The 15,810-nt window shown below is 59.3% G+C and carries 14 protein-coding genes and 1 pseudogene; 9 read left to right on the top strand and 6 right to left on the bottom strand.

Annotation, left to right across the window (positions count from 1 at the left end):
* The first annotated feature begins 450 nt into the window (after nt 1-450).
* From IVA96_RS32180 to IVA96_RS32140, 9 genes and pseudogenes are all read left to right on the top strand, one after another.
* The gene (locus IVA96_RS32180; protein ID WP_247421525.1) at nt 451-1,263 is read left to right on the top strand and encodes an isochorismatase family protein; all 813 of its coding nucleotides are present in this window, start codon (nt 451-453) and stop codon (nt 1,261-1,263) included.
* Nucleotides 1,264-1,747: 484 nt separating this feature from the next.
* The gene (locus tag IVA96_RS32175) at nt 1,748-3,163 is read left to right on the top strand and encodes a cytochrome ubiquinol oxidase subunit I (RefSeq protein WP_247421522.1); all 1,416 of its coding nucleotides are present in this window, start codon (nt 1,748-1,750) and stop codon (nt 3,161-3,163) included.
* 11 nt (nt 3,164-3,174) lie between these two features.
* The gene (gene cydB / locus IVA96_RS32170) at nt 3,175-4,182 is read left to right on the top strand and encodes a cytochrome d ubiquinol oxidase subunit II (protein WP_247421519.1); all 1,008 of its coding nucleotides are present in this window, start codon (nt 3,175-3,177) and stop codon (nt 4,180-4,182) included.
* Nucleotides 4,182-4,325 carry a DUF2474 domain-containing protein gene (locus tag IVA96_RS32165; protein ID WP_247421516.1) on the top strand — a complete coding sequence of 48 codons (144 nt, stop codon included), beginning with the start codon at nt 4,182-4,184 and terminating at the stop codon, nt 4,323-4,325. The genes cydB and IVA96_RS32165 overlap by 1 nt, the downstream gene beginning before the upstream one ends.
* Before the next feature lie 385 nt (nt 4,326-4,710).
* Nucleotides 4,711-5,417 (top strand): annotated as a pseudogene (locus tag IVA96_RS32160) (NADH-quinone oxidoreductase subunit L); the annotation flags it as partial.
* Nucleotides 5,417-6,913, top strand: a complete 1,497-nt coding sequence (locus IVA96_RS32155) for an NADH-quinone oxidoreductase subunit M (protein WP_247421513.1) — start codon at nt 5,417-5,419, stop codon at nt 6,911-6,913. The pseudogene IVA96_RS32160 and the gene IVA96_RS32155, both read left to right, overlap by 1 nt.
* Nucleotides 6,914-7,891: 978 nt before the next feature.
* Nucleotides 7,892-8,722: an alpha/beta hydrolase gene (locus IVA96_RS32150; RefSeq protein ID WP_247421510.1), complete on the top strand. Its 831-nt coding sequence runs from the start codon at nt 7,892-7,894 to the stop codon at nt 8,720-8,722.
* A gap of 65 nt (nt 8,723-8,787) precedes the next feature.
* Nucleotides 8,788-8,970: a hypothetical protein gene (locus IVA96_RS32145; protein ID WP_247421508.1), complete on the top strand. Its 183-nt coding sequence runs from the start codon at nt 8,788-8,790 to the stop codon at nt 8,968-8,970.
* Nucleotide 8,971: 1 nt separating this feature from the next.
* On the top strand, nt 8,972-9,556 hold the full coding sequence (locus tag IVA96_RS32140) for a DUF308 domain-containing protein (protein WP_247421505.1): 585 nt from the start codon (nt 8,972-8,974) through the stop codon (nt 9,554-9,556).
* Between the two features lie 166 nt (nt 9,557-9,722).
* Here IVA96_RS32140 and IVA96_RS32135 read toward each other — a convergent pair whose 3' ends face one another.
* The 6 genes from IVA96_RS32135 to IVA96_RS32110 all read right to left on the bottom strand — a co-directional run bounded on the left by IVA96_RS32135 (nt 9,723) and on the right by IVA96_RS32110 (nt 15,015).
* Nucleotides 9,723-10,265 carry a DUF4863 family protein gene (locus tag IVA96_RS32135; protein WP_247421502.1) on the bottom strand — a complete coding sequence of 181 codons (543 nt, stop codon included), beginning with the start codon at nt 10,263-10,265 and terminating at the stop codon, nt 9,723-9,725.
* A gap of 157 nt (nt 10,266-10,422) precedes the next feature.
* Complete coding sequence (locus IVA96_RS32130; protein ID WP_247421499.1) at nt 10,423-11,064, bottom strand: HD domain-containing protein; 642 nt, start codon at nt 11,062-11,064, stop codon at nt 10,423-10,425.
* Nucleotides 11,065-11,243: 179 nt separating this feature from the next.
* Nucleotides 11,244-12,218, bottom strand: coding sequence for a DJ-1/PfpI family protein (locus IVA96_RS32125; RefSeq protein ID WP_247421496.1), 975 nt, complete (start codon nt 12,216-12,218; stop codon nt 11,244-11,246).
* A 211-nt stretch (nt 12,219-12,429) separates the two neighbouring features.
* Nucleotides 12,430-12,852 (bottom strand): cupin domain-containing protein, encoded by a 423-nt coding sequence (locus IVA96_RS32120; protein WP_247421611.1) that lies wholly within the window; start codon nt 12,850-12,852, stop codon nt 12,430-12,432.
* A gap of 429 nt (nt 12,853-13,281) precedes the next feature.
* Nucleotides 13,282-13,953 carry an HD domain-containing protein gene (locus IVA96_RS32115; RefSeq protein WP_247421494.1) on the bottom strand — a complete coding sequence of 224 codons (672 nt, stop codon included), beginning with the start codon at nt 13,951-13,953 and terminating at the stop codon, nt 13,282-13,284.
* 72 nt (nt 13,954-14,025) lie between these two features.
* Nucleotides 14,026-15,015, bottom strand: a complete 990-nt coding sequence (locus IVA96_RS32110; RefSeq protein ID WP_247421492.1) for an NADP-dependent oxidoreductase — start codon at nt 15,013-15,015, stop codon at nt 14,026-14,028.
* Nucleotides 15,016-15,810: the final 795 nt, after the last annotated feature.

Raw genomic sequence — 15,810 nt, 5'->3', positions numbered from 1 at the left:
CTCGCCCCTTAACAGGACATTCGTTTCACAAGAGAAGCCGAGGACCGTGATATGAGAAATTCCAGGCAAAGCTCCGCTCGACCGGACCATACCAAATCTACGGCAGATGCCCCAGACAGTGCAGATCCTGCAACTGCCCAAGAAATCCTGAAGGCGCTGCTGGGTGGGAGCGCAAGCAGCGCGGCTCGAGCAAGCGACGAACATGCCGCGCAACAGTGACTGCGCGGATCATCGTGGTGGCAAGCTGGGTAATCCTCGCAGCGTTGTGGCGAGCCGAAACACCGGCGGATCATAGATAACGCACCAGGAGTAGCAATCGCCCTGGAGGTACAGCAATTGCTCTGGCGCAGCGGCAGCGCCGGCTGGGTAAGATCCGGCACTTCAATGCAAGCGGACACAAAAAGTGAGCCCTAACGTCTTTTTCAACAATTCTCAACGGAGGAAATAGACATGCGCGACCATGACTGCTGCAAACCGCAACGACGATCATTTCTGACGGCCCTGGTCGGCGTCACCGCGGCGACGGCGTTCACGGCAACAAATGCGGGTACCGCCCACGCCGCGACGGCGGATGCATATGCCGATCCTACGAACCCGGCGCTTCAGAAGGGCAGCATGAAGTTAGACCCCTCCAGGGCTGCCTTGGTTGTCATCGATCCGCAGATCGACTTCATGAGCCCGACAGGTAAAGCATGGCCCGTTGTCGGCGAGAGTGTGACCGAGCACAATGTCGTTCCGAATCTCGGCCGCCTCTTCGGAGCTGCGAAGGCGGCTGGAATCGTCGTCGCGATCTCGCCGCATTATTATTACCACTGGGATCACGCTTGGAAAGTACAGGGCCCGCTTGAAGTCTTCCAACACCAAATCGGTATATTCGATCGGAAGGGGCCATATACGTCGGACGGCTTCAGAGATTCGGGCGCGGACTTTTTGCCGGAATTCAAGAAGTATATCGAAGACGGGAAGACGATCATCTGTTCGCCGCATAAGCTATACGGGCCACAGGTCAATGATTTACCGCTCCAGCTCCGCAAGCAGCGCGTTGACCAGATCATTCTCGCGGGGATGCTGGCGAACATGTGCGTCGAGTCCCATCTGAGGGAGTTTCTGGAGCAGGGGTTCGAGGTTGCAGTAGTCCGTGATGCCGTGGCTGCGCCCAAACTGCCCGAGGGAGATGGCTACCTCGCATCCCTGATCAACTTTCGATACATGGCCAATGGCCTTTGGACAACGGACGAAACCGTCCGAATGCTGCAAGGCTAGTCCCATGCCAGCGCGGTCAGTAACGTCCGACAACATTCGGGGGGTGCGACCCCTCGAGTGTGGGTCTAGCCCTGATGAACCATTGGAGTTGATGAGCGAACTTGTCGCTGAATTCTTTCGACAGTCGGCATATTCGGGCCAATCGCTTCTGTGCCGAAGCCTAGCGAACGCGCGTAGCGACTCGCAGGACGACTATGCCTCCATCCATGGCGACGATGCGAAGACCGCGCTCGTTCCCGCGCCTCCTTCATTGTCGGTTCGGTCGTCAACGTGCTTGTCGAATCCAATTTCACTACAGCGGCAATCAAGCATGCCGAAATCGGCAAGCGGATAATCGCTTGCAGCAAATACGATTCGAGTGTGATGGGTCATTGCTTTGGCTTTCAGTCGCTAGGCGACCCAAGCGTGCAATCGCCTTCATCGGTCGGCCGCCCTGGTCTCTTGTCCAGGAGCCGGATCTCACGGTGGCAAACGGGGACGCGCAATGTTCGGATTAACGGCTCTGGAACTCGCCCGCATCCAGTTCGGATTCACCATCTCGTTCCACATCATTTTCCCAGCTATCACGATCGGGCTGGCGAGCTTTCTCGCGGCGCTGGAAGGGCTGTGGCTCTGGAAGAAGGACGCGGTCTATCGAGAGCTATACGATTTCTGGTCCAAGATCTTCGCGGTCAATTTCGCGATGGGCGTCGTCTCCGGCCTTGTTATGGCCTACCAGTTCGGCACCAACTGGAGCTATTTCTCCGCCTTCGCCGGCAGCATCACGGGGCCACTGCTCGCCTACGAGGTGTTGACCGCCTTCTTCCTCGAGGCCGGCTTCCTCGGCGTCATGCTGTTTGGCTGGAACAAGGTAGGTCCCGGCTTGCATTTCTTGGCAACCGTGATGGTGGCGCTCGGCACTCTCATCTCGGCGACCTGGATTCTCGCTTCGAATAGTTGGATGCAGACGCCGCAAGGGTTCGAGATCATCGACGGCCGTGTCGTTCCGGTTGATTGGTTGAGGGTTATCTTCAATCCCTCGTTCCCTTACCGGCTCACGCACATGACGATCGCAGCCTATCTGGCCACGGCTCTGTTCGTCGCGGCTTCCGGCGCCTGGCATCTTCTGCGCGGGCGCGCGACGCCGGCCGTGCGCACCATGCTCTCAATGGCGATGTGGATGCTGGTGGTGTTGGCGCCACTTCAGATCGCTGTTGGCGATGCCCATGGGCTCAATACGCTTCATCATCAGCCTGCAAAAATCGCGGCGGTAGAGGGTCACTGGTCAAACGAGCCGGGGCAAGGCGTGCCGTTGATCCTGTTCGGCTGGCCCGATATGGCCGCAGAGACTACGCGCTATGCCATCGAGATCCCGCACCTCGGCAGCCTAATCCTCACCCACAGCTCCCACGGCCAGTTTCCTGGACTCAGCGAATTTCCGCCCCAAGATCGGCCGAACTCAACCATCGTGTTCTGGTCTTTCCGGATTATGGTCGGGCTCGGCTTCTTGATGTTGTCGCTCGCCCTTTGGGGGGCATGGCTCCGCTGGCATGGACGCCTCTACGACTCGCGCCGTTTCCTGTGGTTTGCCACCCTAATGGGACCGACCGGACTGATCGCCATTCTCGCCGGCTGGTTCACTACCGAGATCGGCCGCCAGCCCTGGGTGGTCTATGGCGTGATGCGTACCGAGCACGCGGTCTCGAACCATTCGGCGCTCGCGCTGTCGAGCACGTTGATCCTGTTCATCGTCATGTATTCCGCTGTGTTTGGCACGGGCATCCGCTACATGCTGAAGCTCGTAGCCAAGGGACCCAGCAAGGACGACAACGAAGAGAGTGTGCCCGATCGCGGTCAGGCTCTGCGCCCGGCGCGGCCGCTCTCTGCAGCGCCGGACGATATCAATCCGGCGATCGGTTAGGAGGCTGGACCATGGGTATCGACCTTCCCCTCCTCTGGGCACTGATCATCGGTTTCGGCCTCATGATGTATGTCATCATGGATGGCTTCGACCTCGGGATCGGCATCCTCTTTCCCTTCGTGAGCACTCGCGAGGACCGGGACACGATGGTAAACACCGTTGCCCCGGTGTGGGACGGCAACGAAACGTGGTTGGCGTTCGGCGGGGCTGGGCTGCTTGCGGCCTTTCCGCTGGCCTACTCAGTCATCCTGAGCGCGCTCTATCTGCCACTCGTATTAATGCTGGCTGGCCTTATCTGGCGCGGCGTCGCCTTCGAGTTTCGTTTCAAGGCAGACGAGGCGCATAAGCCCTTCTGGGACAAGGCCTTCGCCTGGGGCTCCTATATTGCGACCATCTCGCAAGGTGTAGCGCTCGGCGCATTCATCAATGGCTTCGAAGTCCGGGAACGCACTTACGCAGGCGGGCTGTTCGATTGGGTTACGCCCTTTAGCCTGTTTGCCGGTGTCGGTCTCCTGCTCGCCTATGCGTTGTTGGGAGCGACGTGGCTCGTAATGAAGACGGAAGGCGAACTACAGCGGCGAATGCGCGAGCTTGCCCGGCCGATCACCCTCGGTCTTGTGGTGGCTATTGCAGTCGTCAGCCTGTGGACGCCTTCCGCCCATGCCGACGTCGCGGCCCGCTGGTTCTCATTGCCCAACCTCCTCTTCTTCGCGCCGGTGCCAGTTCTCGTGCCGCTTGCCACAGTGACGCTCCTCAGGACGCTTGCCGGCAACAGCCATGCCGCACCTTTCCTGCTGGCCCTTCTCTTGATCTTCCTTGGCTATACCGGTCTCGCTATCAGTCTCTGGCCGAACATCATTCCGCCGGCTGTTTCGATTTGGGAAGCGGCGGCACCGCCGCAGACTCTGGGTTTCACGCTTGTGGGCGCTTTGTTCGTCATTCCCTTTATCCTCGTCTATACCGCGTGGTCCTACTACGTCTTCCGCGGCAAGGTACGGGCCGGCGAGGGTTACCACTGATGAACCCGAATAGTCCTTCTCGCTTGCTGTGGGCGCGCCGCATCGGCTGGATGCTGCTGATCTGGACGACCAGTGTTGCTACACTGGCGATCGCCGCCCTGAGCATCAGAATGCTGATGAATCTCGCGGGTCTAACGACATGAATGCACGACATGCGAAGCATATTCCCGAGGAGATCGCGCCACGTCGTGCGCGCGGTCGGGCGGGCACCGGTGATGAAGCCGCTGCTGACGGTTACGTAGCAGTGCGCGGTAAGATATGGACTCGGTGGTGATTGCCTGCGCGATCCCGTAATTCGTGTGCTTATACGCCAATTAATAAGGCGATGGCGCGTCGCGTATCGAGGTTCCTCGAAAGTGGAACAGTTGAAAACTGGCCACAAAAGTACGCCGCGTCGTGGACCAGGTGCGGAGAAGTAGTGCCTGCGACCGTACTCTTTCGGTAGAATGTTCTGGATGGGAAATCACTTACAAAGAGTGCAAGAGATCGTTGGTTGTGCTTATATTTCCTGTCGATAGCGAGCCGAGCCAATCCGCGTTCGTCTCGCGCAATCCGCTGGCGTTCTATGGCTTCTGGATGACGGTGATCGCAGCAGGACTGACCGCGTTCTACTCCTGGCGGCTCGTCTTAAAGACCTTGGTCGGCGAGCCGCATGACCGGGCGTATTACGAGGCCGCGCATGAAAGCCCGATATGGATGCTGATTCCGATCGGCGTTCTGGCGGCTGGACAATCTTCGTCGGTTTTCCGTTCAAGGAAGTGTTCGCCGGCAGCAGCGTGGATGAATTCTTTCGCGAGTCGCTGAAAATGCATCCGCATACCATCGAGGACATGGTAACTATCCCGGAGTGGATAATTGTCTTGCCAACGGTGTTGATGGCAATCGGCGTTTACATTTCCTACGTGTTCTATATCCGCCGGGCTTACATGCCCGTCGAGCTCGTCCGCCAGCACCAGATGCCCTACGAGTTCCTGCTCAACAAGCGGTATTTCGACGAACTGTACGAGCTGATCTTCGTTCGTCTCACCAAGTGCCTTGGCCGCTTCCTGTGGAAGTTTGGCGATGGCCATGTGGTCGGCGGCTTCGGCCCAGATGGCGTGTCGGCGCGGGTGCTTGACGTCACCCGCAACGTCGTCAAGCTGCAAACCGGCTATATGCATCACTACGGCTTCGCGATGCTGATCGGCGTTGCAGGATTGATGACCTGGTTCATGTTCGGCGTGGGAGGGCGGTGATGACAACCTGGCCGATTCTCTCGGTTGTAGCCTTCCTGCCGGTAGTCGGTGCGCTGCTGATTTATATTATCCGCGGCGAAGACGAGGCCGCCAATCGCAATGCGCGCTGGATCGCGCTGTGGACCACGCTGATCACCTTCGCCGTTTCGCTGATCCTGGTCTGGCGCTTCGACCCGGCGCAGCCGGATTTCCAGTTCGTCGAAAAGACTCCGTGGCTTGCCAGCGGCACCACCTATCACATGGGTGTCGACGGCATTTCGCTGCCGTTCGTGATCCTGACCACCGCCTTGATGCCGTTCTGTATCGTGGCGAGCTGGAAATCCGTGACGTCGCGCCTGCGCGAATACATGATGGCGTTCTTGATCATGGAAACGCTGATGGTCGGCACCTTCTGTGCGCTCGACCTCGTGCTGTTCTATCTCTTTTTCGAGGGCACCTTAATCCCGATGTTCCTGATCATCGGGATCTGGGGCGGTCCGCGCCGGGTCTACGCCTCGTTCAAGTTCTTCCTCTACACGTTTCTCGGCTCGGTGTTAATGCTGCTCGCGATCATGGCGCTGTACTGGAACGGCAGCACCACGGATATCCCCACCCTGATGCATACGGCCTTGCCGCGCTCGTTGCAGACCTGGGCCTGGCTTGCCTTCTTTGCGTCGTTTGCGGTGAAGTTGCCGATGTGGCCGGTGCATACCTGGCTTCCCGACGCCCATGTCGAGGCGCCAACCGCCGGCTCGGTGGTCCTGGCAGCGATCCTCTTGAAGTTGGGGGGCTATGGTTTCCTGCGTTTCTCGCTGCCGATGTTTCCGCTGGCCTCGCACGATTTCACGCCGTTGATCTTCTCGCTCTCGGTGATCGCGATCATCTACACTTCGCTGGTGGCGCTGATGCAGGAGGACATGAAAAAGCTGATCGCCTATGCCTCCGTCGCCCATATGGGCTTCGTCACCATGGGCATCTTTGCCGGCACCATTCAGGGCGTGGCCGGCGGCGTGTTCCAGATGATCTCGCACGGCATCGTGTCGGGCGCGCTGTTCCTCTGCGTCGGCATCGTCTACGACCGCATGCACACCCGCGAAATTGCGGCCTATGGCGGCCTCGTCAACCGAATGCCGTTTTATGCGCTGGTGTTCATGGTTTTCACCCTGGCCAATGTCGGGCTGCCCGGCACCTCCGGTTTCGTCGGCGAGTTCATGACGCTGATCGGCACGTTCAAGGTGTCGGTGCCGACCACCGTCTTCGCCACGATAGGAACGATCCTCTCCGCGGCCTACGCACTCTGGCTTTATCGCAAAATCATCTTCGGCGCGCTGGTCAAGCCGGCCAGCATCAAGGACCTCACCTTACGTGAGAGCCTGATGCTGATGCCGCTGGCGGTCCTCACCATCCTGTTAGGATTTTATCCGAAGCCGGTCCTCGACATGTCGGCGGCGTCCGTGCAACAGCTCGTCAACAATTACAGCGCCGCGGTAACCAAGGCAGCCGCGCTGCTACCGTGAATGGACTACGGCGTCTTTCTGGAAGCTCGCGTTACTGCGAATGATGTGAGGATTGTGAAAAACCCCTTTCCAAGCGAATATTACGATAAGGAGTGAAAGCTAGCCTAGCGCGGCGGGATAGTCGGCGCTTTGATCAGGGCTTCGGGGCCAAGCCCGCGGGAACCTTCTACGGATCTATAGAGCCCAGTTGAATGGCTGAGGGTTCATTCGGCGCCGACGTCGTTGGCGGAGCGGGATCAAGGTCTCGATGTCGACCGTTTCCTCGACCGAATCAAGGATGCCCCGAGCGGCGTCGGCGACTTTCGCGACAATACCCTTGGCTCCCTCGTAGCTCTGTGGAGTCTTGTCGGGATCCGGCAGGAGGCGCACGTGGCGTTCGCGGCTCGGCGCGAGAATCGTGAATAGTCCGATAGTACAACCTTGAAAGATCAGGTTGCGACCACGCGTTTAGAGCTTAGGCTGCCCTCTTACGCGCGTCGATGATCTGTCCCGTCGCGCTGCCTCTGGTTGCACCTGTTTCGATGGTGGCATCTCGCGCCTTCCCTTCTCCCACATGAAAGCACTGGGCCTCAACCGCCGCTCCAGCATCGGTTCGATCAGAGTGAACCCACGATACCTACGGCTCGATCGTCTCGGTCGCAGCGGCGCTGGGCTATACCTTGCACATAGCCCTTCAACGCAGCTTCAGACGCTTGACCCGCGAAACCGCGCGATGACACGCACGTAACAGCAATCTCTCGACAAGTACATCAATCGCTCTGGCGCAGTGACACTCACGGTTCGATAGAAATCGTCTTGCCCACGCCAACTCCTCGGAGACGCATAATGGCCTAGAACAACTCCGTCAGACGGCTTGCGAGCACCTCACGCCGAAAACTACTCGCAACCACGCTCATGTACGCGGCCTCATTGACACTCCGCTCCACTTCGGCGGCGGGCACACAGATTTCGGCACACCCCGCTCAAAGGACCTATCCCATGACCCTCATCACCACCAAAGACGGCGCACAGATTTTCTACAAAGACTGGGGACCGAAATCTGCCCAGCCCATTGTCTTTCACCACGGCTGGCCCCTGAGCTCTGACGACTGGGAGAGCCAAATGCTCTTCTTCGTCGCCAAAGGTTATCGTGTCATCGCCCATGATCGCCGCGGTCACGGGCGGTCGAGCCAGGTAAGCGATGGCCACGATATGGATCACTACGCGTCCGATGCAGCGGCTGTTGTCGAGCATCTCGATCTTCGCAATGCCATTCACGTCGGCCACTCCACTGGTGGCGGGGAAGCCGCGCGATACGTCGCCCGTTATGGCAATGATCGGGTGGCCAAGCTGGTTTTGATCGCCGCAGTACCGCCGCTGATGCTGAAGACCGGCGCCAATCCTGGCGGCTTACCCATCGAAGTGTTTGACGATTTGCGCAATCAACTCGCCGCCAACAGGCCGCAGTTCTATCTCAATTTCGCGAGCGGTCCCTTCTACGGTTACAACCGCGCGGGGGCCCAGGCGTCGCAGGCGGTCATCTGGAATTGGTGGCGCCAGGGCATGATGGGCAGCGCGAAGGCACACTACGATGGCATCAAAGCTTTCTCGGAAACTGACTTCAGCGATGATCTGAAAAACATCACAGTGCCAGCGCTCGTCCTGCACGGCGACGACGATCAAATCGTACCGGTTGCCGATTCTGCTCCCCTTTCCTCGAAGCTGCTCAACCGCAGCACTCTCAAGATTTACGAGAAGCTGCCCCACGGCCTGTGCACGACCCACGCCGAGATCATCAACGCCGAGTTGCTCTCGTTCGTGGCCTCCTAACGTCTTCGCGCCATCGGCAAGCATGAGGCGCTCGACATCTGGCAAAGCTAAGTCAGGAGCGAAATATGGGTGAAATTATTCAGTTTATCTCGAAGTCTGAGCGCGAGCGAGCCCGCCTAATTAGAGAAGCCCGCGCAATGTATGACAGCATCTTCCCGCCGGCTGACTCGGTCAGCGTACAGGTGGACAAGGCACCTGTTGGTCTTCCGTTCGGTAGACAGCTGGTCTCACTCAGTGATGGAGAGTGAAATGACAACGACAACACGCGTTTTGACAAATGCGCGCACGCAAGCGGAACTAACGCCGAATCTTTCGGGCTATTATCTCGCTCGGGCCATCGTTGCTGCGGCGTGGGCCGCAGCCGCGGTTGCGATCGGCGGTGCAAATACCGTAGCCGCGGCGCTGCTGCTAGTCAGCTATCCTGCTTGGGACGCGTTTGCCACCTGGTTTGATGCTCGCAACAGCGGTGGTCTCAGAGCGAACCAAACACAGGCGCTTAATGTCGCAGTGAGTCTCGTCGCCGCGCTCGCAGTGGCCGTCGGTTTGCAGTTAAGCATGCATGTAGTGCTCGCGGTCTTCGGGATCTGGGCAACCGCCGCGGGATTGGCCCAACTGGTCACCGGCGTTCGTCGCTGGCGCACGTTCGGTGCGCAATGGGCAATGATCCTGAGCGGAGCGCAGTCAATGCTTGCCGGCGTGTTCTTTGTCGCGCAATCGAGTCTCGCTAAGGTTCCGACGATTTTGGATGTAGCACCCTACGCGGCCTTTGGTGCGTTTTACTTCCTGGTCTCTGCCGCATTGTTGATGTTCGCAAATCTGCGGCGATGCGCCTGACTTCTGCGTCGCTTTCGCGCGGCCTGTCTGACAAGCTCGGAGAACTCGCTCATCGAGCTAGCCAACCCTTGAGACGAGCGGACAGGCCGAACCGCTGAAGGCGCTTTCATTGCCGATACCCAAGCGCTTCACAATCCTCACTAGGCTCGAGAGGTTTTTGTTTCGCTCATCTGGTCGGAGGCTCGAAATCGTATGATATGCGTCCAGCCGGCAGATAAAACAGCGCGATAACCGCACCGCCCCTGACCTCGGGATAATGCCTGCTGCCCGGATCGGGTGCCGTCCAGCCCGGTCCCTGCCACCCCTGCAACCCCTTCAACTCCGCGCCCTTGTTCAAGGGCACCACAAGGTTGAGCTCGCCATAGGGATGGCCATGATACTGTCCGCGAAGGACGTCGTGTTCGTGCTCATCCTTGAAGCGGCGCGGATCGGCGCTGTTCATGTAAACAGCCGTGATGCTGAACTGGAACGTTTCGGGGGTCGGCTCCATGATCCGACTGCGCCGGTAGTTCGGGCCGTCCACTTCCTGGTTTGCCGCCCATCCCTCCTCGACCCCGATCTTGATCAGACGAGCGAGGTCCTGGTAGAGCGCGCTATCTTCACCATATGTCTCGTTAAGCCATCGTTCCATCTTGGCTCCGGGTGTCATGTCCTTGACTTCCCGGAGAAACGGAATGCTACGCTGGATCAGTTCTTCCCGGCTTCCCATCGCGGTCTCCTCTTCGACTAGGTATTACAACTCGATTCGATCGGGCTCTGCGAAAGCCCACGCTGCTCGCCGCCGCGGGTCACGGCTTCTTCTTCAGGACCGGACATCCTCTTACGGTTGGTGCTGCATCTTCCTCCCCGGCTCGCGGCAACGGGGGTCAGTTTGGCCAAGCTGAGCCAAGGATGATTGAGCAGAAGTTCTGACGGACATAGTTCATGTCCTTCAGCGCCAGGACATCAGCCTTCACATTCCCGAACGTCGTCAGCGGCTTCTTGATGATGCCGCGAGCGAAGTGATCTATGATGTTCTCCTTGAAGTTCGTCTCGCGCTGATGATGGACGCAGACATGCTCACGCTGTTCATGCGTGAAGTCGTGATAGGCGATGCCGAGCACATCCATCTCCACACCCGCGGTCACCAGCGCGATGGTTGGGCGCATATGCTCGGGGATTCCGGGCGTGGTATGGAGTGCGATCGCGGTCCAGACATCCTCGATGTCGCGTTCCGGCACGCCGTAGCTTTTCATGAATTTGCGGGCGGCATTGGCGCCGTCGACCTCGAAGCGCAGATCGGGGCTCGAGTATTTCTCGGTGAGGCCCATATCGTGGAACATCGCGCCGAGGTAAAGCAGCTCCGGGTCGTATTTCAGCTCGCGGCGCTCACCCGTGAGTGCGCCCCACAGGAAGACACGGCGACTATGATTGTAGAGCAGGTCGTCTTCGGTATCGCGCACGAGCTGCGTGGCTGCGCGCGCGATGGCGCTGTCAGGCACGCGGATGCCGGCGATGATCTCAGACATGGAGCAATCTCCTCGTTTGAGTAATGGGCTGGTTGCTTGTCGTATTAGGCAACAGTGCCCTGCTCCGGACAACGAACGGAATGCTACGGATCAGGACAGCCGTCCGTCGTTTCCTGACAAGAGGCTCGTTGGCGCCCTCGCACCAGCAGGAGACAGCGCTTTCGTGTTTAGCTCGCGATCTATTCCGACTGCGCCCGTCGGAAGCTAGCGCGATATTGGACAGGGGTTACGCCAAGACGGGTGCTGAAGACGATTCTCATCCGGTCAGCCGACCCGAAGCCGCAATCGAAGGCAATGGCCTTCAGCGGCCGGTCGCTTGCTTCCAGCATCATGCGCGCGGCATCAACGCGGGCGCGCTCGACGAATTCGTGCGGTGTGGTCCCGGTCACCTGCCCGAAATGTCGGGCCAGATTCCGTGGGCTCATGCCGACCACAGCGGCAAGCGACTCCAATGTGTGGCGATCCCCAATATTCGCCACGACATGCTCCTGGATGCGTGCGATTGGCGATTCCGGATCAGCAGGCGCCGTGAGATAGGGACTGAACTGCGACTGGCCGCCCTGGCGCTGCGCAACCACGACCAGCCGCTTGGCGACCTTGAGAGCCGTTTCCGCGCCGTGCCGCTGCCCGACGAGCGCCAAGCCCAGATCTATCCCCGCAGTCACACCAGCCGCGGTGATCAACCGTCCATCGCGGACATAGATCAGATCCGGTTCGACTTTTGCCTTCGGAAACCTGGCCGCCAGTGCCTGTGCATCCTGCCAATGGGTTGTGACACGCCGATCGTCGAGAAGGCCGGCATAGCCGAGCACAAAAGCCCCTGTGCAGATCGATCCATAGACGCTCGAGCGCCACGGCAGCTCCTTGACCCACTGAAGCAGGCAGGGTTCGGGCTCCGCTTCCGGTGGCGTTGGAGTGCCGGCCACCAGAACGATGTCGAAGCCGCCCGCCGCCTCATCGAAGGTGAGGTCGGCGACCATGCGTATGCCGTTCGACGCGCGCAGCGGATTGCGGTGAGCAGCAACCAATACGGCTTCGTAGCGGTCCGCGCTGCCGAGAAACGTATTCGCCTCGCTGAACACATCCATCGGCCCCGCCACGTCCAAGGCCTGGACCCCCTCACAGACGACGATGGCGACAGCCTGTACCGGCACCTATTACTGCCTCTCCACTCTGGAGCCTTATTATGCAGGTACTCCGGCCCCCGCAAAAGGCCTGCCGCAATCCGGAGGCAACAGAACGAACATTCGTGTATCCCGGATCACCCAGGGGCTGCGGACTTCAATTGGTCAATTTTGCTCTCCCGGCGGCCAACCAAGCGGCCCATGCAGGTCAAAAAAGAAAACGGGCGAATTTGTCGCGCTGTCATTGTGGTCCCGGCGCCTTGTCTGGCGTCGTTAAGGGCTCGTCCTTGGAATCCACAACGAAGACCGCCAGTAAGCCGGCGGACTCCTTGTCACTCGCGTTCTCACTCACCCTGTGATGCGAACCGGGCATTTCGTAAAAGCTTTCGCCTGCGTGATAGATCTTCGCGGGTTCGTCGCCGACTTGACTGCGAATGGCGCCGGACAGCACATAGGCGTAGATAAACGCCGACGCTGCGTGGTGATGAGCGAGCGATTTGGCTCCGGGAGGATAAGTCACCGTCACAGCAACCAGCCTCTTTCCTTCGACATTCGGCAGTGCGTGCGCGAAGGCGACTTTCACCTGCTCCCGGCCCTGCGCGATCGCCGGCGGGGCTCCCAAGGCGATCGCTGCTGCTATCAGCGGGACGGCGGCCGTTCTCAGTGCTTTTCTCGCTGCTTTTGCCGACATAGCTCGAGGGTTTGATACAGCACCAATCCGATGGGCAAATCCACTGATCGACATCATCGCACCTCCTCTTTTAACGATCTACGCAACTGCTTGAAACCAGAACGCAGAGCCGAACCGATGGTCATGGTGAAGCTTCCGATGAGAAGCCCGACGCCGCCATCCCCTTCGGCCTGATGTGCCGCTGCCGCTGAGCAGCGCCGACGGCAGAGCTCCCAGAGCGAGTCCCGCAGCTACCCAGCCAAGCCGCTCCACCGCGCCGTGAGCAATGACCACAGCGCCCGCCGCGGCACCCATCGCGCTGTCAAGCAAGCGCCGAGGGTTAGGCAGATGAGGGAGGCCAGCGAGTCGGCGCTGGTAGCTTGCGCGCGATCGGGGTTGAGCTCGCAGAGCACAGGATAGGTCCTAGTTATGATGGTGAGCCTTGTGCTGGGAATCCGGGAAGGGCGAAGCAGCGATGAGATCGCAGGCGTTGGGGCTCTTGAACCCCGGGATGAAACGTTCGCAGACGGCGGCGTTGACGGTGCCATACGTCGTAGCTGGCTTGTGCGCAAAACCGGCGAAATACTCCTGAATGAAGCCCTCTTTGAAGTTTGTGCGCGGGTACTTGGCGACGATTTCCTCGCGCAGCTCCGCAGGAAATTGGTCGAACCCCACCCCGATGACATCGAGAAGCACACCGGAATTGAGGAGCGCGACTTCGGGACCCATGTACTTCGGGATGCCGGGGGTGGTGTGCAGCGCGATTGCTTCCCAGACGGTTTGGACCTGATCTTCAGCGATGTTGTGGGTGCTCAGAAACTGCCGTGCGGCATTTGCGCCATCGACCTCGAAGCGCTCGTCGGGGCTCGAGAACTTCTTGATCAGACCGAGATCGTGAAAAGCGGCAGCTACGTAGAGGAGTTCGGTATCGAACCGTAGCTTCCTCTGCCGACCCTGCTCAGCTGCGAACAGGTAGACCCGGATGGAGTGATTGAAGAGCAGATCAGTGGAATGTTCGCGCAGGATCTCGGTAGCCTCTTTCGCGAGCAGAGAATCGGGAATGATGAGGGCGTTGGAGAGATGCGGCGTAGTCATGATTGCGACCTTTAGAGAGTTGCTGTGGTGTTTGGCTGCAGATTTGGGGTAAGCTCCGGGAGGTTTAGCCGATCAACTCGCTCCGACGTCGAGCACGATCTTTCCTTTCGGCTGAGGCCGCACGTGCTCCAGCATGAGATGAGCCTCGCGCGCATCCGCGAGGGGTAAGACTGCCCCTATCTTTGTTCGCAGTTTCCCATTCTCGACGAGGCGGGCGATCTCCCTCAGATACTGGTTCGTGACGTTGACCAGAAAGAAGGTGGCTTCGACACCATAGCGCGTAGCTAGATCCTGATCCGGGCGGGACACTGCGGAGACCAGCTTGCCGCCGCGACGAAGGACCTGGAACGAGCGGGTTTGGGTTTCGCCGCCGACCAGATCAATGACGGCGTCTGCGTCCCGTACTTCTTCCTCAAAGCGCTGGGTCCGGTAATCGACAACACGGTTTGCGCCGAGATCGCGCACGGCGGAAATATCGCCCGTCGATGCGGTTGCGACAGTTTGCAGACCCGCGTGATGGGCCAGTTGAACCGCATAGGACCCAACGTTGCCGGCCGCGCCGTGAATGACGACCGTTTCACCTGCTTTGAGTTGGGCGTGATCAAACAACGCCTGCCATGCAGTCACCGAAACGACAGGAAGGGAAGCGGCTTCAACGTGGGTTAGTGAGGTTGGCTTAGTCGAAACCATCTCTGCGGAAGCGACAGCGTATTCGGCGTAGGCCCCGACAAACTGCGGGTTCGTAACACCGTATACCTGATCTCCCACAGCTAACTCGACAACGCCGGGACCCATTGCGACGATTTCACCGGAAAGATCCGAACCCAGCGTGAGAGGAAGCGGTTGCGGCAAAGCGCTCTTGCCAGCCCTGATCCAGCCATCCCATGGTCCGACCCCAGCGGCTTTGACTTTGACCAGGACCTCGCCAGGGCCGGGCTCGGGCCGTGGGACGCTCTCGAACTTCATGATCTCTGGAGGCCCGAACTCGTGAACGCGCCAGGCCATCATTGTTGAAAGAGCTCGCTCTTCACTAGTGTCGAGAATGATGCCGCTGGCATCCATTTGAGCCTCCTTGAACTTCGCTCGTCATAATCGCCGTTCACCTTATGGAGACTTCCAGGCAGCGCCGACCGGGTTGCATTCCCTTGCCAACCTAATCGAAGCAGCCAAGGTCACGTTCGCCATCGCGACACTCGCCGACGGCTTCCTCACGACCATTCCAGGCGCCTTTCGGGACGCAAACTTCTTGATTGCGTTCACCTCGAAAAGGCGCCAGGGGTCGCATGGATCGTTCTCCAGGCATGACGGCCTTGTCCGTATGTGGCCACGGAACTCGGGTTGGGGCAATGAAGGCGACCGTACGGATCAGGACAGCCACACGTCGTTTCCTGACAAGATCAGCGCGCAAACAGACATATTTTGGAGGGCCAAAAAGCTCAGCTTGTATGGCGCACCGCCTCAACGGCCAGGCGCAAGTGGGTGGATTAACCAAATAGGCAGGCGCAAGACCAGAAGTGGATCGTGAAGACGCCTCGAATTCGGTGGAACACTATGCTCCGAGTGACCGTCTTGCGCTTCAAAGAGTTGCGCCTTCCGCCAGTCGTATTCTGAGCGGTTGCGGCTTAAGGGCATCTTCCCGTCTCAATCGGCCAAACGATGCGCCCGTTCGATCAGCCTGACAGCACTGCGATTGGTCGGCACGGCCAGTTCAGCAGCGCTTGAACATCGGGGGGGGAGTTGCTGCCCTTGAGGATAGACCTGATCGTGGTGCAGCGCGCCGCCCGACCTCCTGCGCGAGTCCTGAGCACCCATATTCAAACTGGGTGTCGATGATGATTGAACTCACCGCCGATAGGA

This window comes from Bradyrhizobium sp. 159 (assembly GCF_023073795.1).
GTDB lineage: Bacteria > Pseudomonadota > Alphaproteobacteria > Rhizobiales > Xanthobacteraceae > Bradyrhizobium.
This window is presented reverse-complemented; position numbering and strand designations above follow the sequence as displayed.